The 23,175-nt window shown below is 69.9% G+C and carries 20 protein-coding genes; 11 read left to right on the top strand and 9 right to left on the bottom strand.

The genetic code is table 11. From position 1 onward, the window contains the following. Positions 1–50 precede the first annotated feature (50 nt). From AC3WQM_RS09970 to AC3WQM_RS09935, 8 genes are all read left to right on the top strand, one after another. Positions 51–2,447, top strand: coding sequence for a penicillin acylase family protein (locus tag AC3WQM_RS09970; RefSeq protein WP_492678369.1), 2,397 nt, complete (start codon positions 51–53; stop codon positions 2,445–2,447). Positions 2,448–2,450: 3 nt separating this feature from the next. Beyond that, positions 2,451–3,104, top strand: a complete 654-nt coding sequence (locus tag AC3WQM_RS09965; RefSeq protein ID WP_095947490.1) for a histidine phosphatase family protein — start codon at positions 2,451–2,453, stop codon at positions 3,102–3,104. A gap of 52 nt (positions 3,105–3,156) precedes the next feature. After that, complete coding sequence (locus AC3WQM_RS09960; RefSeq protein WP_492678367.1) at positions 3,157–4,119, top strand: DnaJ C-terminal domain-containing protein; 963 nt, start codon at positions 3,157–3,159, stop codon at positions 4,117–4,119. Positions 4,120–4,121: 2 nt separating this feature from the next. Next, positions 4,122–4,439 (top strand): chaperone modulator CbpM, encoded by a 318-nt coding sequence (locus tag AC3WQM_RS09955; RefSeq protein WP_492678365.1) that lies wholly within the window; start codon positions 4,122–4,124, stop codon positions 4,437–4,439. A gap of 223 nt (positions 4,440–4,662) precedes the next feature. Then, a complete protein-coding gene (locus AC3WQM_RS09950) occupies positions 4,663–5,655 on the top strand; it encodes a fimbrial protein (RefSeq protein WP_492678363.1) in 993 nt (330 codons plus the stop codon). A gap of 184 nt (positions 5,656–5,839) precedes the next feature. Continuing rightward, positions 5,840–7,027 carry a serine hydrolase domain-containing protein gene (locus tag AC3WQM_RS09945; RefSeq protein WP_492678361.1) on the top strand — a complete coding sequence of 396 codons (1,188 nt, stop codon included), beginning with the start codon at positions 5,840–5,842 and terminating at the stop codon, positions 7,025–7,027. Between the two features lie 60 nt (positions 7,028–7,087). Continuing rightward, positions 7,088–8,107 (top strand): AraC family transcriptional regulator, encoded by a 1,020-nt coding sequence (locus AC3WQM_RS09940; protein WP_390344708.1) that lies wholly within the window; start codon positions 7,088–7,090, stop codon positions 8,105–8,107. A gap of 177 nt (positions 8,108–8,284) precedes the next feature. Beyond that, entirely contained in the window at positions 8,285–9,361 is a 1,077-nt protein-coding gene (locus tag AC3WQM_RS09935) for a M48 family metalloprotease (RefSeq protein ID WP_492678359.1), read from the top strand. Positions 9,362–9,388: 27 nt separating this feature from the next. Here AC3WQM_RS09935 and AC3WQM_RS09930 read toward each other — a convergent pair whose 3' ends face one another. Further along, entirely contained in the window at positions 9,389–11,128 is a 1,740-nt protein-coding gene (locus tag AC3WQM_RS09930) for a dipeptidase (RefSeq protein ID WP_492678357.1), read from the bottom strand. 48 nt (positions 11,129–11,176) lie between these two features. Between AC3WQM_RS09930 and AC3WQM_RS09925 the strand changes: the two genes are divergently transcribed. Next, positions 11,177–11,761, top strand: coding sequence for a DNA-3-methyladenine glycosylase I (locus AC3WQM_RS09925; protein WP_489057161.1), 585 nt, complete (start codon positions 11,177–11,179; stop codon positions 11,759–11,761). 91 nt (positions 11,762–11,852) lie between these two features. Here AC3WQM_RS09925 and AC3WQM_RS09920 read toward each other — a convergent pair whose 3' ends face one another. From AC3WQM_RS09920 to metE, 3 genes are all read right to left on the bottom strand, one after another. Beyond that, positions 11,853–12,197, bottom strand: coding sequence for a hypothetical protein (locus tag AC3WQM_RS09920; protein WP_062481853.1), 345 nt, complete (start codon positions 12,195–12,197; stop codon positions 11,853–11,855). A gap of 197 nt (positions 12,198–12,394) precedes the next feature. Then, a complete protein-coding gene (locus AC3WQM_RS09915; protein ID WP_492678355.1) occupies positions 12,395–13,249 on the bottom strand; it encodes a hypothetical protein in 855 nt (284 codons plus the stop codon). A 37-nt stretch (positions 13,250–13,286) separates the two neighbouring features. Next, positions 13,287–15,623, bottom strand: a complete 2,337-nt coding sequence (metE, locus tag AC3WQM_RS09910; RefSeq protein WP_492678353.1) for a 5-methyltetrahydropteroyltriglutamate--homocysteine S-methyltransferase — start codon at positions 15,621–15,623, stop codon at positions 13,287–13,289. 100 nt (positions 15,624–15,723) lie between these two features. Here metE and AC3WQM_RS09905 point away from each other — a divergent pair, with 100 nt between their 5' ends. Further along, a complete protein-coding gene (locus tag AC3WQM_RS09905; protein ID WP_369632389.1) occupies positions 15,724–16,650 on the top strand; it encodes a LysR family transcriptional regulator in 927 nt (308 codons plus the stop codon). Positions 16,651–16,745: 95 nt separating this feature from the next. Continuing rightward, positions 16,746–18,011 (top strand): MFS transporter, encoded by a 1,266-nt coding sequence (locus AC3WQM_RS09900; protein WP_492678351.1) that lies wholly within the window; start codon positions 16,746–16,748, stop codon positions 18,009–18,011. Here AC3WQM_RS09900 and mmsB read toward each other — a convergent pair. Genes mmsB through AC3WQM_RS09875 form a run of 5 tightly spaced genes read right to left on the bottom strand, consistent with a single transcriptional unit; the run spans position 17,996 to position 23,148 of the window. Continuing rightward, entirely contained in the window at positions 17,996–18,892 is an 897-nt protein-coding gene (gene mmsB, locus AC3WQM_RS09895; RefSeq protein ID WP_492678349.1) for a 3-hydroxyisobutyrate dehydrogenase, read from the bottom strand. The two genes, AC3WQM_RS09900 and mmsB, sit on opposite strands and share 16 nt — an antisense overlap. A gap of 40 nt (positions 18,893–18,932) precedes the next feature. Next, complete coding sequence (locus AC3WQM_RS09890) at positions 18,933–20,051, bottom strand: enoyl-CoA hydratase/isomerase family protein (protein WP_492678347.1); 1,119 nt, start codon at positions 20,049–20,051, stop codon at positions 18,933–18,935. Positions 20,052–20,078: 27 nt separating this feature from the next. Continuing rightward, complete coding sequence (locus AC3WQM_RS09885) at positions 20,079–21,233, bottom strand: acyl-CoA dehydrogenase family protein (RefSeq protein WP_095744914.1); 1,155 nt, start codon at positions 21,231–21,233, stop codon at positions 20,079–20,081. Then, positions 21,230–21,628, bottom strand: coding sequence for a lysozyme inhibitor LprI family protein (locus AC3WQM_RS09880; protein ID WP_492678345.1), 399 nt, complete (start codon positions 21,626–21,628; stop codon positions 21,230–21,232). The genes AC3WQM_RS09885 and AC3WQM_RS09880 overlap by 4 nt, the downstream gene beginning before the upstream one ends. After that, the gene (locus AC3WQM_RS09875) at positions 21,625–23,148 is read right to left on the bottom strand and encodes a CoA-acylating methylmalonate-semialdehyde dehydrogenase (protein ID WP_492678343.1); all 1,524 of its coding nucleotides are present in this window, start codon (positions 23,146–23,148) and stop codon (positions 21,625–21,627) included. The genes AC3WQM_RS09880 and AC3WQM_RS09875 overlap by 4 nt, the downstream gene beginning before the upstream one ends. Between the last annotated feature and the right edge of the window lie 27 nt (positions 23,149–23,175).

Raw genomic sequence — 23,175 nt, 5'->3', positions numbered from 1 at the left:
TCTAATCGGTCCCTCTTTTTCGACCCTTTTCTCCACCTCACGCCCGCCCCATGACTTCGAACACCTCGCGCTCCCGGTTCTCGTTGACGGCCCTCTCCCTGGGCCTGGTCGCCCTGCTCGGGGCCTGTGCCAGCACGCCGCCGCCCGGCAGCCGCAGCGTGAGCATCGAGCGCACCACCTTCGGCATCGCGCACATCACGGCGCTCGACTACGAAGGCCTGGCCTATGGCACCGCCTACGCGCACGCGCAGGACAACGTCTGCCAGACCGCCGAGCACCTGCTGACGCTGCGCGGCGACCGCGCACAGTTCCTCGGGGCGCAGAACACCGGCGACTTCGGCCTGGGCCGCATGCCCAACGCGCAGATCGACCTGTTCGTGCGCTACCACATGGACGACGCGGCGCTGGCCCGCGCGGCGGCCACCACCAGCGACGAGGTGAAGGCCGCGCTGCGCGGCTACGTGGCGGGCTACAACCGCTACCTGCAGGATGCGGGCCCCAATGGCCTGCCCGAAGCCTGCCGCGGCAAGCCCTGGGTGCGCCCGATGACGGCCGCCGACCTGGCGCGCGCCACCGAGCAATCGATGATCCAGGGCGGCCTGGGCGCGCTGGCCGGCGCGGTGCTGGCCGCCGTGCCGCCGGCCCCGGGCGCCAAGACCGGCGCGGCGCCGGTCGCGCTGCAGGACGCCGTGGCCGAGATCGGCCGCCACAGCTTCAACGCCAACCCCGAAGGCGGCGAGCTGGGCTCCAACGGCTGGGCCTTCGGGCGCAACGCCACGCCCGATGGCAAGGGCCTGCTGCTGGGCAACCCGCACTTCCCCTGGAACGGCACCAACCGCTTCTGGCAGATGCACCTGACCATCCCCGGCCAGCTCGACGTGATGGGCGCCACCGGCGGCCTGAGCCCGGTGGTGTCGATCGGCTTCAACAAGGACGTGGCCTGGACCCACACCGTGTCGACCGGCAAGCGCTTCACGCTGTACGAACTCAAGCTCGACCCCAACGACCCGACCGTGTACTGGGTCGACGGCCAGCCGAAGAAGATGGTCGCGCGCACGGTCGCACTGCCAGCCGCCGCCACGGCGGGCGGCGCGCCCGTGCAGCACACCTTCTATGCCACCGACTGGGGCCCCGTAATCTCGCTGCCGCGCGCCGGCCTGGGCTGGACCGCTCAGAAGGCCTATGCGATCCGCGACGCCAACACGCTCAACGTGCGCTCGGCCGAAAGCTGGATGAAGATGGGCCGCGCCCGCAACGTCGCCGAGCTGCGCGCCGCCATGGGCAACCAGGGCATCCCATGGATCAACACCCTGGCGGCCGACCGCGAGGGCAACGCGATGTACGCCGACCTGTCGGTGGTGCCCGACGTGTCGGCCGAGATGCTCAAGGCCTGCGCGCCCTCGCCGGCCGCCGCCGCGCTGCTCAACGCCGCCGGCCTGCCCGTGCTGGACGGCTCGCGCAGCGCCTGCGCCTGGCATCGCGATAGCAGCGCCGCCGCGCCCGGCATCATCGCGCCGGCCCGCATGCCGGTCGTCATCACGCCCGACTACGTGCAGAACAGCAACGACAGCTTCTGGCTCAGCAACCCCGAGACGGCACCGATGGCGGGCGTCTCACCGCTGGTCGGCCCGGTCGGCGTGCCGCAGCGGCTGCGCACGCGCAGCGCCATCATGGAAATCCGCGGCCGCCTCGCGGGCACCGACGGCCTGCCGGGCAACCGCATGGGCGCGGCCGAGCTGCGCAGCGTGATCTTCCGCGACAGGAACCTCGCCGGCATGCTGGTGATGGACGACCTGAAGGCCGCGTGCACCGCCACCGGCGCCGCGCTGAGCGCCGACCAGGCCCTGGGCTGCCGCGTGCTCTCCGCCTGGGACCGCACCAGCAACGCCGAATCGAAGGGCGCGGCGCTGTTCCGCGAGTTCTGGCGCAAGACCAAGGACCTGCCGAAGGTCTGGCGTGTGCCCTTCGACCCGGCGCAGCCCGTGACCACGCCCACCGGCCTGGACATGGCCACGCCCGCCACGCGCGAGGCGGTGTTCAAGGCGCTGGGCGACGCGGTCGGCATCGTGCGCACCGCCGGCTTCGCCCCCGACGTGGCGCTGGGCGTGCCGCAATCGCGCACCGTGCGCGGCCAGAAGATCGCGCTGCCCGGCGGCGACGAGTTCGAGGGCGTGCTCAACAAGCTCGAATCGCAGGGCCAGCCGCAGATCGACCCGAAGGGCTACGCCGTCAACTACGGCAGCAGCTACATGCAGGTCGTGACCTTCGACGCGCGCGGCCCCGTGGCGCAAGGCCTGCTCACCTATGGCCAGAGCAGCGACCCGGCCTCGCCGCGCGCCTACGACCAACTGCCGCTGTTCGCGGCCAAGCAGTGGCATCCGCTGCCCTTCCACCCCGCCGACGTGCAGGCGCAGCGCGAAGGCAAGCCGCTGCAGCTGGCGTACTGAACCATGTCCTCGAGCACCGTTCCTTTTCCCGCCCACGCCGCCACGGGCATCGACCTGCTGAACCGCCTGGCCGCCGAGCAGCCGCTCGCCCCGGCCTGCGATCACTTCTACTTCCTGCGCCACGGCCAGACCGGGCGCAATGCGCTGCGCGTCTTCCAGGCGCCCGACGAGCCCCTGAGCGCACTCGGCGAACAGCAGGCGGTACAAGCGGCCGAGCTGCTGGCCGGCGAGCCGATCGGCGCCATCGTGTGCAGCGACGCGCGCCGCGCCTTCGACACCGCCCACACCGTGGCGCGCGCCCTGGGCCTCGTGCCCAGCGCGCACGAGAACCTGCGCGAGCGCAACTTCGGCGCGCTCATCGGCACCTCGTCGGCGAACATCGACTGGGCCTGCGAGCCCGAAGGCGGCGAGACGCTGGCGCAGTTCGTCGACCGCAAGCGCCAGGCGCTGGCCGCCGCGCTCGCCGCGCAGCCCGCGCCGGTGCTGGTGGTGGCGCACGGCGGCACGCTCTACGCGCTGGCCGCGCTGCTGGGCGTGGCGGTCGATGCGAGCATCTTCGGCAACGCGCAACCCTTGCGCTTCACACGTGCCGGCCCCACATGGGCCGTGACGCCGCTGCAACAGCGGCACGCCGACGGCGGAGCCGCCCTGGCCTGAACCAGCGCCCGGTCGCCCTGTACGCCGTCCACCGAAAGGAATCACCACCACCATGGAATTCAAGGACTACTACAGCGCACTGGGCGTCGAACGCACCGCGTCCGACGACGAGGTGCGCAAGGCCTACCGCAAGCTCGCCCGCAAGTACCACCCCGACGTCAGCAAGGAGCCCGACGCCGAGCAGCGCATGCGCGACATCAACGAGGCCAAGGACGTGCTCGGCGACAAAGACAAGCGCGCCGCCTACGACGCGCTGGCCGACCGTGTCGCACGCGGCGGCCGGCCCGACGGCAGCTTCGAGCCGCCGCCCGGCTGGGACACCGGCTACGAGTTTCACCGCGGCCCGCGCCAGGGCCCGGCCGACCACGCCGACTTCAGCGAGTTCTTCTCGTCGATGTTCGGCGACGCCGAGCGCCGCGGCGCCACGCGCCAGAACTACCGCGCGCGCGGCGAAGACCACCACGCGGCGATCGAGATCACGCTCGAAGACGCGCTGAACGGCGCCGAGCGCGAGCTCACGTTGCGCGCCCAGACGATCGACGCACAGGGCCATCCGCAGTGGGAGAACCGCACGCTCGCCGTGAAGATCCCGCCCGGCGTGCACCCCGGCCAGTTCATCCGCCTCGCGGGCCAGGGCATGCCCGGCCACGGCGGCGAGCCGGCCGGCGACCTGTACCTCGAGGTGCGCATCGCGCCGCACAAGCTGTACCGCGTGGAAGAGCGCGACCTGTACATGACGCTGCCCATCACCCCCGCCGAGGCCGCGCTGGGCGCGCAGGTGCAGGTGCCCACGCCCACCGGCGGCGTGGTCGAGGTCACCGTGCCGCCCAACGCGCGCGGCGGCATGAAGCTGCGGCTCAAGGGCCGCGGCTTCGCGGGCAAGACGCCCGGCGACCTGTACCTGCTGCTCGAGATCGCACTGCCGCCCGCCGACAGCGAGGCCGCACGCAACGCCTACGCGCAACTCGCGCAGGCGACCTCCTCGTTCAACCCCCGCCAGCACCTGGGAGTCTGAGCATGGCGAACTACGCATCCGTCACCACCACGGCCATCGGCGTCTCGCACCCGCTGGCCGCCAACGAACTCGCGCACGCCTGCGGCGCCGACACCGCCTGGGTCGTGCAACTGGTCGAAGTGGGCATCGTGCAGGTCACCACGACCGACGCACCGCCCGAGCGCTGGGAGTTTTCCAGCACCGACCTGCAGCACGCGCTCGAAGCGCGCCGGCTCGAACGCGACTTCGGCGTGAACCTGGACGCCGCCGCGCTGATCCTCGATCTGCAGCACGAGGTGCGGCGCCTGAAGGCGGTGCTGCGCACCAACGGCGTGGGCTGAAGCGCGCCAACGGCGTGGGCTGAAGCGCGCCAACGGCGTGGGCTGAAGCGCGCCACGCGCGTCGCGCTTGAACTGCGCGCCGGTCGCCCGTACCATGGGCCGGCGCGCGCAGGGCGCCCGCTGCCGATGCGGCAGCGACACAAGCAAGGGCAGGCGATCTGATCTTGAGCCCCGCAAGCACCTGGACGGTGGCTTGGCGGCATGGCTCGGAGGGCCCTCTCGCATGACTCCCGCAACACGCCTCGGCCTGGCGTCGCTCGCGCTCGTCGCTTCGCATACGGCCCAGGCGGCCGACCCCTGCTCGTCGAGCACGGGGCAACCCGGCATCGTGCTGTTTCCGGTCACCGGGCCGGTGACGGTCGATCCCTCGGTCGCCGTGGGGGTCACGCTGGTGCGGCCGACCACGCCATTCAACGCCGCGTCGCCGACGACCATCACCTGCCCCGCGCAGGGAACCACGAAAGTCAGCATCCAGTGGACCGGCGCCGGTCCCTACCTGGGCAACAACATCTACGCCACGAGCATCCCCGGCGTGGGCATCCGGCTGTTCTGGGACGCCGGCACCACGCTCCCCTTTGCCACGACGGGACCGGCCTCGTTCAAGACGGCCTCGTCGTGGACCGGGACCGTCGCCATGGCCGTGGTCAAGACCGGCCCCATCACACGCGGCGGCTCGCTCACCGGCGAGGTGGCCACGCTGACCTACCCGAGCCTGGGCGGCTTCCAGATCGGATCGATCCGCATCAACGGCAGCATCGTGATCAACCCCGGCCGCCCGACCTGCGCCGTGACGACGCAGTCGGTGTCGGTCCGGCTGGGCAAGGTCTCGAAGAACCAGTTCACGGGCGTGGGATCGACCTCGCCGGGTGAGCCCTTCCACATCGGCCTGAACTGCGCGGGCGGCATCACGGGCATCTCGACGGCCATCTCCGTCACGCTGACCGACCCCACGAATCCCGAGAACCGGTCCAACACGCTGTCGCTGAGCCCCTCGTCGACCGCCTCGGGCGTCGGGGTGCAGATCCTGAAGGGCGCGACGGTGCTGTCGTACGGGCCGGACTCGAATGCGCCGGGCACGCAGAACCAGTGGAGCGCCGGGTCCAGCGGCAACGGGCTGTTCGAGGTCCCGCTGATCGGCCGCTACGTCCAGACCGCGCCCACCATCCAGCCCGGCAGCGCCAACGCACGCGCCACGTTCACGCTGAGCTACGAGTAGCCGTGTCGCTGCGGGCGTGCCGTGCAATGACTGCCAGATCCGCACAGCCCCCCGCCATTTGCGAACAGGATCGGTGAGCCCGCGGCCCTAGATTGCCGCTGCCTGCGGAATTTCGCATGGCAGGCCGGCGCGCAGGCAACCCTTCACACACCGCCCGGCCTCCTCACACAGGAGACAAGAAGGCATGACCTCGCACAGGCTGAAGACCGCGCTCGACGCAACGCTGCACCAGACCGTTCACCGCCACGGCGGCGCCCCCGGCGTCGTCGCGATGGCGACCGACCGCACGGGCAATTTCTACGAAGGCGCCGCCGGCACGCGCGAACTCGGGCTCGACCGTCCGATGGCCACCGACAGCGTGTTCGCGATCTTCTCGACCACCAAGGCGATCACGGGCACCTGCGTGATGCAACTGGTCGAGGAAGGCAAGATTGCGCTCACCGACCCGGCCGGCGCCTACGTGCCCGAGCTCGACGAGCTGCAGGTGCTCGACGGCTTCGACGCCGACGGCCGGCCGCGCACGCGCGCGCCGCGCCGGCGCATCACGGTCAACGACCTGATGCTGCACACCTCGGGCCTGGGCTACGAGTTCTTCAGCGAAGACGACCTGAAGTACCGCGCCGCGCTGAACATTCCCACGGTGGTGTCGGGCAGCTTCGAATCGATTCGCACAGTGCTGCTGCACGAGCCGGGCGCGGCCTGGACCTACGGCGCCAACATCGACTGGCTGGGCCGCATCGTCGAACGGCAGCGCGGCAAGCGCCTGGGCGAAGTGATGAAGGAGCGCGTCTTCGAGCCGCTGGGCATGCAGGACATCGGCTTCGGCATGTCCGAGTCGATGAAGGCGCGCCGCGTCACCATCCACGACCGCGCGGCCGACGGCCGGCTCACGCCGCTGCCCGAGCTGGTGCTGCCCGAGCCGCCGCCGATGGACATGGGCGGTCACGGCCTGTATGCCACCGTGGGCGAGTACATGAAGTTCATCCGCATGGTGCTGAACGACGGCGCCGGGCCGCACGGGCGCGTGCTGAAGGCCGACACGGTGCAGCGCATGGCGCAGGACGGCCTGGCCGCGATGGACCTGTCGGTGGGTGGCTGGCGCACGTCGGTTCCGTCGCTGAGCAACACGGGCGAGTTCCTGCCCGGCACCGACAAGGGCTGGGCCTACACCTTCATGACCAACCGCGAGCGCGCGCCCACCGGTCGCCCGGCGAATTCGCTGATGTGGGCGGGCCTGGCCAACAGCTTCTTCTGGATCGACCGCGAGAACGGCATCGGCGGCTACTGGGCGACGCAGATCCTGCCCTTCCAGGACTGCGCGAGCTACCCGGGCTTCGTGGCTTTCGAGACCGCGGTTTACCATCACCGCTGAGCCGTCGAGCGGTGCACGCCCCGGGGCGTGCACCTTCTTCTTTCTGAACCGAGGTGCGCGATGGATGCGATCCGCAACGTGCTGGTCACCGACGCCCGCGGGCAGCCGAGCGAGCGCCACCGCCTGGTGGCCTCGCACGACTGGGACGACATCCGGCGCTGGTCGGACCGCATCTACATGCCCTACCGCGTCACGCCCATCGGGCGGGCGCGCACGCCCGACTCGGTGCTCGACGCCACGCGCATCGGGCACTTCACGCTGAGCCGATTCCACTACGGCATTCCGGTGAACATCAAGGACTTCTCGCCCGACAGCGGCGTCGGCATGGTGCTGACGACCGTGCGCGGCGCGGGCCGCCACTGGTCCGAAGCCAACGCCTATGCCGACACGGGCGTGGGCGACGCCTTCGTGGTCGACACCTCGCGCACGCACTACTGGGTGGACTTCGACGCCAACCACCTGCAGGTGAACCTCAGCTTCTCGCACGACGCGCTGGCCGCGCTGCATGCGCGCTGGTTCGGCGCGCCCGCCGACGAGCGGCTGTGGACGCGCAAGTTCAAGTTCGGCGGCGCCCAGTCGAGCTGGATCGCGTTGCTGTCGTATGCGTGCCGCTGCGTCACCGAGCTGCCCGAGGCGGTCGACACCGGCCCACTGGGGCGGCACCTCGAGGAGATGATCGGCGTGCACGTGCTGACCCAGTGGCGCGCGCAGCTGGAGCACCCTGCCGAAGCCGTGCAGCACCGCATGGCGCCGCGGCATGTGCTGGCGGCCGAGCGCCACATCCGCGAGCACGCACAGCACGCGCCCACGCTCGGCGAACTGGCGAGCGTGGCGGGTGTCAGCGTGCGCACGCTGAACAGCGCCTTTCGCGAATACCGCCAGGCCACGCCGATGCGCGCACTGCGCGAGCAGCGCCTGCAGGGCGTGCGCGCCGAACTGCTGATGGCCGACGCCGGCGCGACGGTGCGCTCGGTGGCACAGGCGTGGGGCTACGCCAACTTCGGTCTGTTCGCCGCGGCCTACCAGCAGCGCTTCGGCGAGCTGCCTTCGGCCACGCTGCGCGCGCGCAAGACCGGCTGAGCCTTCATCTGATCTTCAGCTTGGGGCGCGTTGGCGCTCCCACAATTCCAGCGGGCGGGACACCTCGCCTTGCCTGGAAATTCTGGTCGCCATCGCCACCGGGAAATCCCCCTCCCCATGGATTCAGGTATCGCGTTCGGGCCTGGATGCGACCGATGCCGAACACCTCTTGAGCGAATGAACACACCTCGCCCGTCCTTCTTCCCGGCCTGCGCGTCGATCGCGGCCACCTTTGTCCTCACGGCCTGCGCCGCCTCGATCCGGCCGGCCAGCGACGACCCCGACGTCGTGCAGGAACAATCCCTGCAGCAGTCGCTGTCGCTGAACCACCGCATGACGCTGCAGCGCCGGCTCGACGACGTGGCGATCCCGCTCCTGGAGCACAGCGCGCCGTTCTGCGGCGGCGACGTGCGGGCCAGCCTGGGCGCGCACATCGCCAGCCTGTGGAGCTTCGAGAAGGAAGAACGCGCGGCGGCGAAGCAGACCCTGCACCTGGACGACCGGCTGAGCGTGCTGTGGACGCTCGACAGGAAGCAGGCGCCGGCCACGCCGCTGCGCGCCGGGGACGTACTGCTGTCCGTCGGCGGCAAGCCGCTGCCCGCCGGTGAGAAAGGGATCGACCGGCTCAACGACGTGTTGATCGACGCCGCGCGCGCCAAGCCCGCCAAACGCGAAGGCTGGCTGGAGGCCGTGGTGCAGCGCGAGGGCCAGTCGACGGCGCTGCGCCTGCCGTACACCACGGCGTGCAACTACACCGCCGTCACGCGGATGAAGAACGAGGTCCATGCGGAGAACGACGGGCACGAGATCCTCGTCAACTCGGCGCTGATGCGCTTCTTTCCCGACAACCGCGACCTCGCGATCGTGCTGGGGCACGAGCTGGCCAACGGCGTGCTGTCCCATGGCGGGAAGACCCGCGCAGTGGGCATCGCGGCCAGCCTCGTGGATGGCGCGCTGGGCGGCACCGGGATGGCGGAAGAGGCGCTGTCGTCGCCGTTCTCGCAACAGTTCGACGCCGAGGCCGACTACCTCGGCCTCTACATGGTGGCCGCGGCGGGCTACGACATCGACGGCGCCGAACGGATCTGGCGCGAGCTCGGGGTGCACACGGCCGGCGCGAAGAAGAAGGGCTTCATGAGCGCTCCGCCGAGCTCCGCCAAGCGCTTCGTCGCGATGCGGCGCACCATCGCGGAGATCCAGGCCAAGAAGAAAAACGGGGCACCCCTGGTGCCCCTGGCGACATCGAAATCCTGACGCGCGGCAGCAGCGCAGCGCCGGCCGCTACTGCATCTGCTGCAGGTTGCCGATGCGCACCAGCATCTCGGTGAACATCTGCATGTCGGCGTCGAGGTCGGGCACTTCCTTGTATTCCTTGGCGTTGTGTGCCGTGTACTTCTTGCCGGGCATCGCGGGGCCGAAGTTGATGGCATTGGGCATCAGCTTGGCCGTGGTGCTGCCGGCGGTGGGCACGGGCTTGGCCTCGAGGCCGGTGGTGTCGCCAAAGATGTTGAGCAGGGTCGAGAGCCACGCACCCTTCGGGTCGCGCGCCATCCAGTTGCCCTGGTCGTAGGCCAGCTCCAGCTTCACCTGGCTGGCCGTGGCCCAGCCGTTGACCTTGGCCGCCACCTGCGCCTTCAGCTCGTCGGGCGTGCGGCCGCGCGGCATGCGCACGTTGGCCGTCACCTCGAGGCGGCCGTCGGCGCCCATGCGCACCAGCGTGGGCGACATCGTGAGCGGGCCCATGAAGTCGTCCTGGTAGCCCAAGCCCATCTTCTCGCCGAGGTAGCCGGTGCCGTAGAGCGCATCGATGTACTGCACGGCCCGCAGGTAGGGGTTGGCGGCCAACGGCACGCCGGACTCCTTCAGGAACAGCGCCAGGCGCGGCACGGGGTTCACGCCCTCTTCGGGCCGCGAGCCGTGGGCCGAGGTGCCCGTGACCTTCAGCTCGACGGCCTCGGCGCCGCGCGCGATGTCGATCGCGAACTTGCCGCCCTGGCTTTCGTACTTGCGCACGAAGGCGGCCTTGGCGGCCTCGAGCTTCGCGGCCACGGCCGCGAGGTCGCCGCCCTTGAGCGTGGCGGTCGCGGTCTGCGGAATGGCGTTGGCGGAGGCGGCGCCGCTCATCGCGGTGATGGCGGTCGCGGCGGGGTCGGCCGCTTCCGCGGGGAAGAACACCTTGAGCGCGCCCGAGCCCTTCTCGGCCACGACCGCGGGGTACTTGCTGTCGAGCACGATGTTGTAGGCCGGCAGCGGCGTCTTGTCGCGGTAGTACTGCATCGCGTCACCGCCGGTTTCCTCGGTGGTCTCGATCATCAGGCGCACGCCGCGCCCCACCGGCAGGCCGCTGTCTTTCACGGCCTTCATGGCGTAGAGCACGGCGGCGATGGAGCCCTTGTCGTCGATGGTGCCGCGCCCGTAGAGGAAGTCGCCCACGCGCGTCATCGCGAAGGGGTCCAGGCGCGTGCCGTCGTCGAGCACCCATTCGGACAGCACGGCCGGTACCACGTCGGCGTGCGTGAGGATGCCGAACTCCTCGCTGCCACGGCCCTTCAGGCTCACCTCGAAGATGCGGCCGTCGACGTTGCGGTAGCCCAGCCCGAAGTCCTTCGCCATCTTCTCGACCAGCTGGCCGAACGCGACCATCGGCGGGCTCTCGTGCGGCGGCACCTGCACGTTGCGCACGGTGGGCAAGGCGACCATGGTGCCGATGCTGGCGATCACGGCCTGCTGGTTCTGCAGCCGGTTGTACAGGCCGAGCAGGCGCGCGATGTTGACGAGGTCGTCGCCCGCCAGCGCCTTGCCACCGGTGTAGGCCGCCACGCTGGGCTGCAGCACGGGTTGGGCCTGCGCGGCCTGCGCCAGGAAGGCCTTGAAATCGGGCGCCGTGCGGCCGCCCTTCCAGGCGACGGCGAGCTGGTCGAGCGCTGGCTTCTTCAGGGTCTCGGCACCGGCCGGGACAGCGACGGCGAGCGCCATGAGAGCCAGCGAAAGCGCCGACAATGAAAAACGAGACTGCTGCATCAGGGTCACCCCCTCATTTCGAAAACATTCCCCGACGATAGCCGAGCCATGCCTCACGACGACAGCCTTTCCTCACCCCCGCGATGCGCCTGGGCCCGCACCGATCCGCTGCTGGCCAGCTACCACGACGCCGAATGGGGCGTGCCCGAACGCGACAGCCGCGCGCTGTGGGAAAAGCTGATGCTCGACGGCTTCCAGGCCGGCCTGTCGTGGCTCACCATCCTGCGCAAGCGCGACGCCTTCCGCGCGGCCTTCGAGGGCTTCGTGCCCGAGACGGTGGCGCGCTTCACGCCGGCCGACGTCGAGCGCCTCATGCAGGACGCGGGCATCGTGCGCTCGCGCGCCAAGATCGAGGCCGCCATCGGCAACGCCAAGGCCTACCTGGCCATGCAGGCGGCGGGCGAAGATTTCTCTGATTTCGTCTGGGGCCTGGCGGGCGGCCAGCCGGTCGTCAACACCACGGGCACGGTGCCCACGCAGACGCCGCTGTCCGAAACGATGTCGAAGGCGCTGAAGCAACGCGGCTTCAAGTTCGTCGGACCGGTGATCGTCTACGCCTGGATGCAGGCCACGGGCATCGTCGACGACCATGCGCCCGACTGCCACTGCCACCGCGACCACCGCCGCGCCTGAACAGGCATGAAAAAACCGGACGGTGCTATTGCACGGTCCGGTTCTTTCGGGTGGTGGTCTTTCTAACCGAGGCGGCTCGCGCCGCCGTCGATCACAGGCCAGCCTGGCGCGTGAAGCTGCGTGCCTGCGAAGGGATCACGCTGCCGGCGAAGGATTCGCGGCGCAGGTTCTGGCCGGGAGCGTGGGCGGCTGCCACGGCTTCGGCGCGGACCGAAGCGCGGTCCACCGACGAGGCCAGCACGGGGGCCACGCTGGCCGACACGGCGTCGCTGTATTCGTTGCCGGCACGGGCGGCGGCCACGGCTTGTGGTGCCACGTCGGCACGGCTGTAGCCGGAGGTCACGGCGTGAACGCCTTCGTAGGTCTCTGCGTGGGCGGCGCCAGCGGCGGCGAGCAGCGAGAGAGCGGCGGCGGCGAGGATGTTCGAGGTCTTCATTTCAATTCCTTCTTGCTTGGGCTTTGGATGCCCTGAAGTGTGCGCCAAATTCCTAGGGTAAACCCCAGTCAATCTGAATCGCAGTGTTCACGGAATTGAAACAATCACGGGGAACTTTCCGACATGCGGGGTTCGCGTGAAACTTTTTCGTACAAACGCCCCCGAGTTTGCAAACTTTGGCGCGCTTTCGTCAAGTCTCAGGGTCGCCCCCAGGTGCGCACCAGCGTGCGGATCGCGACCGCGCCGCTGCCCTTGACCTCGGCGCGGTAGCTGCCGAGCAGCGCCTCACGCTCGGCGGCGGCCTGCGGTTCGTTGCGCCAGGCCAGCAAGGCGGCCACGTCGGCGTCGGGCAGCGCCAGCAGCAGCGCCTGCGTGACCAGCTTCTCGAACTCGCGCGCCACGGTCATCAGGTTGCGCGGTCGTGGTGAGGTCACGCCGCGCGACCACAGCGAATCGAGCGCGGTGTCGAGCGTGCGGTCGGGCAGCGAACTGAACTGTCCGGCATTCCCGCGCGCCAGCTGCTTGACCACCGCGCTCATGAGCAGCTGGCTCGAGAAATCGATCTCGCGCGCCTCGGCCACCGTCATGCGCGACAGCAGTTCGATGCGCGCCTGGTCGGCCGGCCGCGCGTGCTGCTGATGGAAGAACGCCACCTTGGCGGGCTCGTCCATCGCGGCGTAGTCGGCGCGCAGCTTCGCCAGGCGCGCCACGGCCTCCAGCACCTGCGGGCCCGGCGCGGCGGCGCCCTGCCCGACCGCCGCCACGTCCTGCCGGATCGCGGCCACCGAGGCGTTCACGTCGAAGGCGCGGCCGGCCGCCACGTCGAGCGACTGCAGGGCCTTGTCGGCAATGGCCAGGTCGGGCGGTTCCAGCAGCTCGCGCGCGCCGCGCGATACGGCGCCGGGCCCGTAGGCGTTCTGGTAGCGCGCCTGCACGCCCTCGAACTGGAGCAGGGCCTGCGCGCGGTCCTGCGTCCACCCCGTCAAGGGGGCAAGGAGCAACGACAGCAACAAGAGGCAACGGGACGGCGACAGGCGGGACAGCAAGGACATCCCGCATTATTGGCACGCCGCGATCCCGCGCCCTTCCTCAGGCCTGCGCCAGCTCCCCGCGCAGCAGCTTCGCAGCCGCCACCATGTTCGACAGCGCCGCCTCGGTCTCGGGCCAGCCGCGGGTCTTGAGGCCGCAGTCGGGGTTGATCCAGAGGTTCTCGCCCGGCACCACCTGCGCGGCCTTGCGCATGAGGCGCACCATCTCGTCGACCGAGGGCACGCGCGGCGAGTGGATGTCGTACACGCCGGGGCCGATCTCGTTCGGGTAGCGAAAGCCACCCTCTCCGCCGAAGCCGCGCAGCAGCTCCATGTCCGAGCGGCTGGTCTCGATGGTGATCACGTCGGCGTCCATCGCGGCGATCTCCGGCAGGATGTCGTTGAACTCCGAATAGCACATGTGCGTGTGGATCTGCGTCTGGTCGCGCACGCCCGAGGCGCTGATCCGGAAGGCGCGCGTGGCCGCCTTCAGGTAGGCCGGCCAGCCCGCGCGGCGCAGCGGCAGGCCCTCGCGGATGGCGGGTTCGTCGATCTGGATGATGCCGATGCCCGCGCCCTCGAGGTCGTTCACCTCGTCGCGGATCGCCCACGCGATCTGCTCGCAGGTGGTGGCGCGCGGCTGGTCGTCGCGCACGAAGGACCACTGCAGGATGGTCACGGGGCCGGTCAGCATGCCCTTCATCGGCAGCGTCGTGAGGCTCTGCGCGTACGCGGTCCATTCGACCGTCATCGCGGCCGGGCGCGCCACGTCGCCGAAGATCACCGGCGGCTTCACGCAGCGCGAGCCGTACGACTGCACCCAGCCGTTGGCCGTGAAGGCGAAGCCGTCGAGCTGCTCGCCGAAGTACTCGACCATGTCGTTGCGCTCGGCCTCGCCATGCACCAGCACGTCGATGCCGAGTTCTTCCTGCTTGCGCACGGCCAGTGCGATCTCGGCGCGCATCTTTTCTCGATAGCCGGGGGCATCGAGCTCGCCGCGCTTGAAGGCGGCGCGGGCCGCGCGGATCTCGGCGGTCTGCGGGAACGAGCCGATGGTGGTGGTCGGCAGCGCGGGCAATGCGAAGCGCGTGCGCTGCAGCTGCTGGCGCTGCGGGAAAGCGGACACGCGGCGGTCATCGCCGGCCACGCTGCGTGCCAGGCGCAGCGCCACGTCGGCGCGGTGCACGCGCGGGCTGGCGCGGCGCGCGGCCACGGCGGCACGGGCGGCTGTGAGATCGGCGGCCACCGAGGCTTCGTTGCCACCGACAGCGGCGCGCAGCACGCGCAACTCATCGAGCTTCTCGATGGCGAAGGCGAGCCACGATTTCAGTTCGGTGTCGAGCTTCGTCTCGGCCGCGAGGCTGAACGGCACATGCAGCAGCGAGCACGACGGCGCGATCCACAGCTCGCCCTGGTGCTTCTCGGCCACGGGCCTGAGCTTGCCCAGCGCCACATCGACGTCGGTGCGCCAGATGTTGCGGCCGTCGACCACGCCGACCGACAGCACCTTGTGCGCCGGCAGCCAGTCGGCCACGCCGGTCAGCTCCTGCGGCGCACGCACGGCGTCGACGTGCAGGCCGGCCACGGGCAGCTGGCAGGCCAGGCGCAGGTTCTCGGACAGCGGCGAGAAGTAGCTCGCCAGCAGCAGCTTCGGCGCATTGCGCGCGATCTGCCAGTACACGCGTTCGAAGGCATTGCGCCAGGCCTCGGGGAGGTCGAGGCCCAGGATCGGCTCGTCGATCTGCACCCATTCCACGCCCTGCTGCTTGAGCCGGCCGAGCACCTGCTCGTACACGGGCAGCAGCGATTCGAGCAGCGAGAAGCGGTCGAAGCCGGCCGCCTTTTCCTTGCCCAGGTACAGGAAGCTCAGCGGCCCGAGCAGCACGGCCTTGACCGCGTGGCCGGCCTGCTGCGCCTGCGCGACCTCGTCGAACAGGCGCGTGGACGCCAGCCTGAACTGCGTGGCCGCATCGAACTCGGGCACGAGGTAGTGGTAGTTGGTGTCGAACCACTTCGTCATCTCGAGCGCAAAGGTGCCTTCGGCGCCGTGGGTGCAGCTGTCGTCGTGCACGTGACCCGCCTCGTCTTCCACGCCGCGCGCCATCTTGAAGTAGCGCGACAGCTCGGGCTCGTCGCCGCTGAAGCCGAAGCGCGCCGGCTCGCAGCCCAGCAGCTGGATGTGGTTGGCCACGTGGTCGTAGAAGGCGAAGTCGCCCACGGTCACGAAGTCGAGCCCCGCGTCGCGCTGCGCCTGCCAGTGGCGCGCGCGCAGTGCCTCGCCGACGGCTTCGAGCGCGGCGTGGCCGGTTTCGCCGCGCCAGTGCTTCTCGAGGGCGAACTTGAGTTCCCGGTGGGCGCCCATGCGCGGAAAGCCGAGGATGTGGGTACGGGTGGTCATTGCAGGTAATCCGGTCGCTGGTCTTGGAAACCGGTGATCGTCGGCGTTTGGCGCATATGATTCAAACGAAACCTTTTGCCAGTTCGCTTGAATCATTTTCATGATGCAGTCCATCCTCGAGATCCGCCACCTGCGCACGCTGGCCGCGTTGCGCGACACCGGCAGCCTGGTGCGCGCAGCGCAGCTGCTCAACCTCACGCAGTCGGCGCTGTCGCACCAGATCAAGCTGCTCGAAGAGCGCTACGGCGCGCAGCTGTTCGAGCGCAAGTCGGTGCCACCGCAGTTCAGCACCACGGGGCTGCGGCTGCTGCAGCTGGCCGACACCGCGCTGCCGCTCGTCGAAGAGGCCGAGCGCGACGTGGCGCGGCTGGCGCTGGGGCGCAGCGGGCAGCTGCGCATCGTGGTCGAGTGCCACACCTGCTTCGACTGGCTGATGCCCGCCATGGACGCCTTTCGCCAGCGCTGGCCCGAGATCGAGCTCGACATCGTCTCGGGCTTCCACCCCGACCCGATTGCGCTGGTGATGCAGAACCGCGCCGAGGTGGCGATCGTCTCCGAGCAGGACCCCGATGAAACGGTCGACTACCACGCGCTGTTCCGCTTCGAGATCGTGGCGCTGCTGGCCAACGACCATGCGCTGACGGCCAAGCCGCACCTCACGGCCCGGCACTTCGCCGACCAGACGCTCATCACCTACCCCGTGCCCGACGAAATGCTCGACATCGTGCGCCAGGTGCTGGCGCCCGCCGGCGTCGAGCCCGCGCACCGGCGCACCACCGAGCTCACGGTGGCGATGCTGCAGCTGGTGGCCAGCGGGCGCGGCGTGGCCACGCTGCCGCTGTGGGCGGTGCAGAATTACCTCGACCGCGGCTACGTCACGGCGCGCCGCGTGGGCGCCCGGGGCCTGACGGGGCGGCTGTACATGGCCTGCACGCAGGCGACGTCGGCGCGGCCCTGGCTGGACGACTTCGTGCGCGTCACGCGCGAGAGCTGCTTCAAGAGCCTGCCGGGGATCGAATTGCTGTGAACCCTGTGAGCCCGATGACGGGAGGATCACGTCCGAATCCGGCCAGTGCGTGGTGGTGCACGGCCTGAAGATCGACCACCACCACGGACCGCCCCATGACATCGCCGAACACGCCCGACACCCCTGCAGCGCCACGCCCCCGCTTCTTCCACGGCTGGCTCGTGGTCGCCGGCGCCTTCGCCGTCATGTTCGTGGGCTTCGGCTGCGCCTACACCTTCAGCGCCTTCCTCGATGCGCTGCAGCGCGACTTCGGCGCCTCGCGCGGCGAGGTGTCGCTGGTGTTCTCGCTCGCGGGCTTTCTCTACTTCGGGCTCGGCGTGTTCAGCGGCCCGCTGGCCGACCGCTGGGGCGCGCGGCGGCTGGCGGTCGCGGGCATGGTGCTGGTCGGCCTCGGGCTGGTGCTGGCGGGGCAGGCGCGCAGCCTGACGCAGATCTTCTGGGCCTACGGACTTGGTGTCGGTCTCGGCGTGGGCGCCTCGTACGTGCCCGTGCTGGGCGCGGTGCAGCGCTGGTTCGTGCGCCAGCGCGGTTTCGCCTCGGGGCTCGCCGTGAGCGGCATCGGCGTGGGCACGCTGGCGATGCCGCCACTGGCCTCGTGGCTCATCGACACGCTGGGCTGGCGCGACGCCTACCTGACGCTCGGCGTGCTCGCGGCCGTGGTGGGCGTGGGCATGGCGCTCCTGGTCGAGAACGATCCGCGCGCACGCGGCCTCGGGCCTGATGGCGATCCGCTGCAGGCGCAGGCTTCCACCGCGCTGCCGCCCGGCGCCTCGGTGCGCGAGGCCGTGGGTTCGGGCCGTTTCGCGGGGCTGTACGCGGCCTGCCTCATCAGCTCGTTCGGCTTGTTCGTGCCCTTCGTGCACCTGGTGCCCTACGCGCTCGACCACGGCGTGGCCGCATCATCGGCGGTGCTGCTGCTCGGCGCGATCGGCGTCGGCAGCACGGCGGGCCGCTTCTTCCTGGGCGGGCTGGCCGACCGCATGGGCCGGGACCATGCGCTGCCGCTGATGTCGGCGGGCATGGCACTGTCGTTGGTGGTGTGGGCCGTGTCGGGCGGGTTCTGGGGCCTGGCCCTGTTCGCCTTTGCGTACGGCGTGTTCTACGGCGGCTTCGTGGCGCTGCTGCCCGCGCTGGTGATGGACTGGTTCGGCGGGCGCCACATCGGCGCGATCATCGGCATCCTGTACACCAGCGTGGCCATCGGCACGCTCATCGGGCCGAGCGCCGCGGGCTTCGCCTTCGACCTCACGCGCAGCTACCTGCTGCCGATCCTCGTGGCGATCGGCGCCAACCTCGTGGCGGCCGGCCTGCTGCTCGCGATGGCGCGGCGCGGCCGGCGCGCCGTTCAGCCGGCTTTCTGAACCAGCTTCAGCACGCTCGAGAAATCGAGCGCGCCGTGGCCCGCGAGGCTGTGCGCCGCGTACAGGCTGCGCGCCAGGCCGCCCAGCGGCGTGGCCGCGCGCACGGCGGTGGCGTTTTCCTGCGCCAGGCCCAGGTCCTTGAGCATCAGGTCGGTGCCGAAGCCGCCGGCGTAGTTCTTCGAGGCTGGCGCGGCTTCCATCACGCCGGGCACCGGGTTGTACTTCTCGAGCGCCCAGTTGCCACCCGAGCTGCGGCGCATGATCTCGGACAGCACCTTCGGGTCGAGCCCGTTGGCCACGCCCAGCGCGAGTGCTTCCGAGGTGCCGATCATCAGGATGCCGAGCAGCATGTTGTTGCAGATCTTGGCGGTCTGGCCCGCACCGGCCGCGCCGGCGTGGAAGATGTTGGCGCCCATCTTCTCGAGCACCGGGCGCGCGCGCTCCAGGTCTTGGGTGTCGCCGCCGACCATGAAGGTCAGCGTGCCGGCAATGGCGCCGCCGGTGCCGCCCGACACGGGCGCATCGATCATCGCGACGCCCTTGGCGGCGGCGGCCTCGGCCACCTTGCGCGAGGTGGCGGCGGCGATGGTGCTGCTGTCGATCACGAGCGTGCCGGCCTGGATGCTTTCGAGCAGGCCGGGCTTGCTGGCGCCGCCGAGAAACAGGCCCTCGACATGCGCGCTGGCGGGCAGCATGCTGATCACCACCTCGGCGCCGGCCACGGTCTCGGCCGCCGACTTGGCGATCGGCAGGCCTTCCGCAGCGAACTTCTTGCAGGCTTCGGCCGAGAGGTCGAAGGCGCTGAGCGTGTGGCCTGCCTTGTGCAGGTTCAGGGCCATCGGGCCGCCCATGTTGCCCAGGCCGATGAATGCGATCTTCATGTGTCTTGTCTCCGTTGTTCTGTGCAGGGAATGGGGCCGGTCAGGTCAGCGAGGCCAGCTCCGCCGGCATCTCGCCGCGCGGACGCAGGTGGTCGTCGACGAAGGCCGGCGTGATCTCTTCGAGCGTGGCGGGGTTCCAGCGCGGGTTGCGGTCCTTGTCGACCAGCACGGCGCGGATGCCTTCGGCGAAATCCTTGTTCGCGCAGAAGCCCAGCGAGGCCCAGTACTCGAGGCGGAACACCTCGGCCAGCGACATGCGCGGCACGCGCTGCCAGAGCTCGAAGCTCAGCGCGATGGAGCTCGGCGCACCCTTGGTGAAGGTCTTCGACGCAGTCTGCAGCCAGGCGTCGTCGCTTTGCACGTCGCGCAGGCGCCTGGCGATGTCGAGCAGGTCGTCGCCGGCCATCAGCGCGTTGATGGTGTCGTAGTGCTCACGCACCTTCGACGCGGGCATCTCGGCGCCCTCGCCCGCCTGGGCCAGGATGCGCGACAGCGTGGCACGGTCGGCCTTGGCGTCGCCGCCGGCCCACTGCGTGGACGCGATGGCCTCGATCACCGCGCCCTTGCGCTCCTGCGGCACCAGCACGTCGGCCAGGCCGCAGAAGATGGTGTCGTGCGCGTTGATGTTGGCGGCCGTGAGCGCCAGGAACAGGCCCGTGCGGCCCGGCGTGCGGCGCAGGAACCAGCTGCCGCCCACGTCGGGGTACAGGCCGATGTTGATCTCGGGCATGGCGATGCGGCTTTGCAGCGTCATCACGCGGTGCGAGGCGCCCGCCAGCAGGCCCACGCCGCCGCCCATCACGATGCCGTGGCCCCAGCACAGGAAGGGCTTGGGGAGGGTGTGGATCAGGTGATCGAGCTCGTACTCCTCGCGGAAGAAGTCTTCGGCGTAGGTGTTGCGCGCGGGGCCGCAGTCGAGCAGCGTCTGATACAGCTGGCGCAGGTCGCCGCCGGCGCAGAAGGCCTTCTCGCCCGCCGCGTCGAGCAGCACGCCGACGATGCCCGCGTCGGCCGCCCATTCGCGCAGCTTGGGCGTGAGCAGGCGCACCATGTCCACGGACAGTGCGTTGAGCGAAGCCGGCGCATTGAGCGTGGCCACAGCAAAACGCTGGCCGCCGGCGGTCTTGATTTCGTTGAAGAGAACTACGTTGTCGGTCATTGTTTTCAGGTCCTGGGTGCGGCGGGGTCAGCGGATGTCGCTGTCGCCTTCCAGCAATTTTCGCGCAACGATGACGCGCATGATTTCGTTGGTGCCTTCGAGGATCTGGTGCACGCGCGTGTCGCGCACCAGGCGCTCGAGCGGGAACTCGCTCAGGTAGCCGTAGCCGCCGTGCAGCTGCAGCGCGTCGTTGCAGACATTGAAGCCCGCATCGGTCGCGAAGCGCTTGGCCATCGCGCAATAGGTGCTCGCGTCCACATGGCCCGCATCGAGCTTGCTGGCGGCCAGCCGCACCATCTGCCGTGCGGCCACCAGCTCGGTCGCCATGTCGGCCAGCTTGAACTGCAGCGCCTGGAAGCTCGCGATCGGCTTGCCGAACTGCTGGCGCTCGTGCAGGTAGCGGCGCGCCGCATCGAGCGCACCCTGCGCCGCGCCCACCGAGCAGGTCGCGATGTTGATGCGCCCGCCGTCCAGGCCCTTCATGGCGATGCGAAAGCCCTCGCCTTCCTTGCCCAGCAGGTTCTGCGCCGGCACGCGCACGTTGTCGAAGTTGATGGTGCGCGTGGGCTGGCTGTTCCAGCCCATCTTGTGCTCCTTCTTGCCGTAGCTCACGCCGGGCGCGTCGGCCGGCACCGCGAAGGCCGAGATGCCGCTGGCGCCCGCGCCGCCCGTGCGGGCCATGAGCACCAGCACGTCGGTCGAGCCGGCGCCGGAGATGAAGGCCTTGTTGCCGTTGATCACGTACTCGGCACCTTGCAGCTCGGCGCGCGTCTTCAGCGAACCCGCGTCGGAGCCCGCGCCCGGTTCGGTCAGGCAGTACGACGCCAGCTTGCGCCCGCTCGTGAGGTCTTCGCCCCACTGCTGCGCCACCGCGTCGGTGGCCCAGGTGCCGAGCATCCACGTCGCCATGTTGTGGATCGTGATGAAGGCGGTGGTCGAGGGGTCGACCGCGGCCATTTCCTCGAACACCAGCGCCGAGTCGAGCCGCGGCAGGCCCAGGCCACCGATGCGCTCGGGCGCGTACAGGCCGCAGAAGCCCAGCTCACCGGCCTTGGCGATGGCCTCGCGCGGAAAGACCGCCTCGGCGTCCCACTGCGCGGCGTGCGGTGCGAACTCGGCCTGCGCGAAATCGCGCGCGGTCTGTGCAAAGGCGTTCTGTTCTTCGGACAGTTCGAAATTCATGGTTGACGACCCTTCCAGAGGTCCAGTTCGGCGGTGCGTTTGCGGGTCGATTTTTCCAGGCACGCGTTGAACACCAGCGGCCAGATCGAGCCGCCTTCGTTCGCCTTCGCGGCCCGCTTGCACCCGGGGTCGCGGCCCTTGAGCCAGGTCCGCTGCTCGGTGCGCAGCGCGACGCGCATCTGCGGCGAGAGCGTCTTCATCACCTCGCCGTAGCGGATGTTGAGCTCGGCGTCGGCCGCGCGGAAATCGCGCAGCGCGCAGTCGTTCATCTGCTGCTGGTTGCCGTTGGGGTTGCAGTCGAGCGGCTCGTCGGAGCCGGCCGCCTGCGCCCCGCCGGCCAGCAAGGCAAGCGCCGCCGTGGCGGCCCAGGCTGCGACGCGAAGCCCCTGCCTCACTTGAGGCTGATCGTGGTGTTGACGCCGTGCGAGACGGTGCTGTCGTCGAACCAGCGTGCCGTCACGGTCTTGGTCTGCGTGTAGAACATGATGACCTGCTTGCCGTACGGGCCCAGGTCGCCGAGCTTCGAAGCGCGCGAACCGGTGAACGAGAACATCGGGACCGGCACCGGAATCGGCACGTTGATGCCGACCTGGCCCACGTCGATGTCTTCCTGGAAGCGACGCGCCGCGGCGCCCGACTGCGTGAAGATCGCCGTGCCGTTGCCGTTCGGGTTGCTGTTGATCAGGTCGATGGCCTCGTCGATGGTCTCGGCGTCGGCGATGCACAGCACGGGGCCGAACACTTCCTGTTCGTAGATCGTCATGCCGGGCTTCACGCCGGTGAAGATCGTCGGGCCGACGAAGTTGCCCTTCTCGTAGCCGGGCACGGTGGGCTTGCGGCCGTCGAGCACGAGCTTGGCGCCATCGGCTTCGCCGCGTTCGATCAGGCTGTTCACGCGGTCGTACGCTGCGCACGAGACCAGCGGGCCCACGTCCACGCCCTTTTCATTGCCCGCGCCGATCTTCAGCGTCTTGGCCTTCTCGATGAGTTCGGGCACCCAGTTGCGCGCCTCGCCCACCAGCACCGCGACCGACACGGCCATGCAGCGCTGACCGGCGGCACCGAAGCTCGCGCCGGCCAGTGCGTTGAGCGTCTGTTCCTTGTTGGCGTCGGGCATCACGATGGCGTGGTTCTTCGCGCCCATCATGCATTGCGCGCGCTTGCCGGCCAGCGTGGCGCGGTTGTAGACGTGCGTGCCGACCTTGGTCGAGCCGACGAAGCTGATCGCCTTGATGTCCTTGTGGTCGCAGATGCCGTTGACGACGGCTTCGCCGCCGTGCACCACGTTCAGCACGCCGGGCGGCACGCCGGCTTCGAGCGCCAGTTCGCACAGGCGCATCGTGACCATCGGGTCCTGCTCGGAGGGCTTGAGCACGAAGGTGTTGCCGGTGACGATGGCCATCGGGAACATCCACAGCGGAATCATGGCCGGGAAGTTGAACGGCGTGATGCCGGCGCACACGCCCAGCGGCTGCAGCAGCGTGTAGGTGTCGACGCCGTTGGCCACGTTGTTGGCCAGCTCGCCCAGTTGCAGGTTGCCGATGTTCGAGGCGTGCTCGACCACTTCGAGGCCGCGGAACACATCGCCTTCGGCGTCCGGCAGCGTCTTGCCCTGCTCGGCCGTGAGGATCGCGGCGAGTTCACCCATGTTCTCGCGGATGAGCTGCTGCAGCTTCAGGAAGATGCGGGCGCGCGCGCCGAGGGGGGTCTTGCGCCAGGTCTTGAAGGCTTCCTTGGCAGAGGCCACGGCAGCGTCGAGCTCGGCTTGCGTGGCGAAGGGCACGCGGGCCAGCACCTGCTGCGTGGCCGGGTTGACGACGTCGCGCCATTCGGTGGTCTTCGATTCGACGAACTTGCCGCCGATGAGCAGCTTGACGGTGGCGACCTGGGTCGAGGGGGTGGTGGTGGCGTCCATGGGGGTTTGTCTCCTGTGAATACGGTG

Source organism: Variovorax sp. FW301-JW7 (genome assembly GCF_058788795.1).
This window is presented reverse-complemented; position numbering and strand designations above follow the sequence as displayed.

Bases quoted from the DNA above. Each gene is read 5' to 3' on its own strand.
- AC3WQM_RS09940 (WP_390344708.1), top strand. From the start codon at position 7,088: ATGGATGCGATCCGCAACGTGCTGGTCACCGACGCCCGCGGGCAGCCG.
- AC3WQM_RS09930 (WP_492678357.1), bottom strand. From the start codon at position 11,128: ATGCAGCAGTCTCGTTTTTCATTGTCGGCGCTTTCGCTGGCTCTCATG.
- AC3WQM_RS09960 (WP_492678367.1), top strand. From the start codon at position 3,157: ATGGAATTCAAGGACTACTACAGCGCACTGGGCGTCGAACGCACCGCG.
- AC3WQM_RS09970 (WP_492678369.1), top strand. From the start codon at position 51: ATGACTTCGAACACCTCGCGCTCCCGGTTCTCGTTGACGGCCCTCTCC.
- AC3WQM_RS09885 (WP_095744914.1), bottom strand. From the start codon at position 21,233: ATGAATTTCGAACTGTCCGAAGAACAGAACGCCTTTGCACAGACCGCG.
- mmsB (WP_492678349.1), bottom strand. From the start codon at position 18,892: ATGAAGATCGCATTCATCGGCCTGGGCAACATGGGCGGCCCGATGGCC.
- AC3WQM_RS09965 (WP_095947490.1), top strand. From the start codon at position 2,451: ATGTCCTCGAGCACCGTTCCTTTTCCCGCCCACGCCGCCACGGGCATC.
- AC3WQM_RS09905 (WP_369632389.1), top strand. From the start codon at position 15,724: ATGATGCAGTCCATCCTCGAGATCCGCCACCTGCGCACGCTGGCCGCG.
- metE (WP_492678353.1), bottom strand. From the start codon at position 15,623: ATGACCACCCGTACCCACATCCTCGGCTTTCCGCGCATGGGCGCCCAC.
- AC3WQM_RS09955 (WP_492678365.1), top strand. From the start codon at position 4,122: ATGGCGAACTACGCATCCGTCACCACCACGGCCATCGGCGTCTCGCAC.
- AC3WQM_RS09900 (WP_492678351.1), top strand. From the start codon at position 16,746: ATGACATCGCCGAACACGCCCGACACCCCTGCAGCGCCACGCCCCCGC.
- AC3WQM_RS09950 (WP_492678363.1), top strand. From the start codon at position 4,663: ATGACTCCCGCAACACGCCTCGGCCTGGCGTCGCTCGCGCTCGTCGCT.
- AC3WQM_RS09920 (WP_062481853.1), bottom strand. From the start codon at position 12,197: ATGAAGACCTCGAACATCCTCGCCGCCGCCGCTCTCTCGCTGCTCGCC.
- AC3WQM_RS09925 (WP_489057161.1), top strand. From the start codon at position 11,177: ATGCCTCACGACGACAGCCTTTCCTCACCCCCGCGATGCGCCTGGGCC.
- AC3WQM_RS09945 (WP_492678361.1), top strand. From the start codon at position 5,840: ATGACCTCGCACAGGCTGAAGACCGCGCTCGACGCAACGCTGCACCAG.
- AC3WQM_RS09915 (WP_492678355.1), bottom strand. From the start codon at position 13,249: ATGTCCTTGCTGTCCCGCCTGTCGCCGTCCCGTTGCCTCTTGTTGCTG.
- AC3WQM_RS09875 (WP_492678343.1), bottom strand. From the start codon at position 23,148: ATGGACGCCACCACCACCCCCTCGACCCAGGTCGCCACCGTCAAGCTG.
- AC3WQM_RS09890 (WP_492678347.1), bottom strand. From the start codon at position 20,051: ATGACCGACAACGTAGTTCTCTTCAACGAAATCAAGACCGCCGGCGGC.
- AC3WQM_RS09935 (WP_492678359.1), top strand. From the start codon at position 8,285: ATGAACACACCTCGCCCGTCCTTCTTCCCGGCCTGCGCGTCGATCGCG.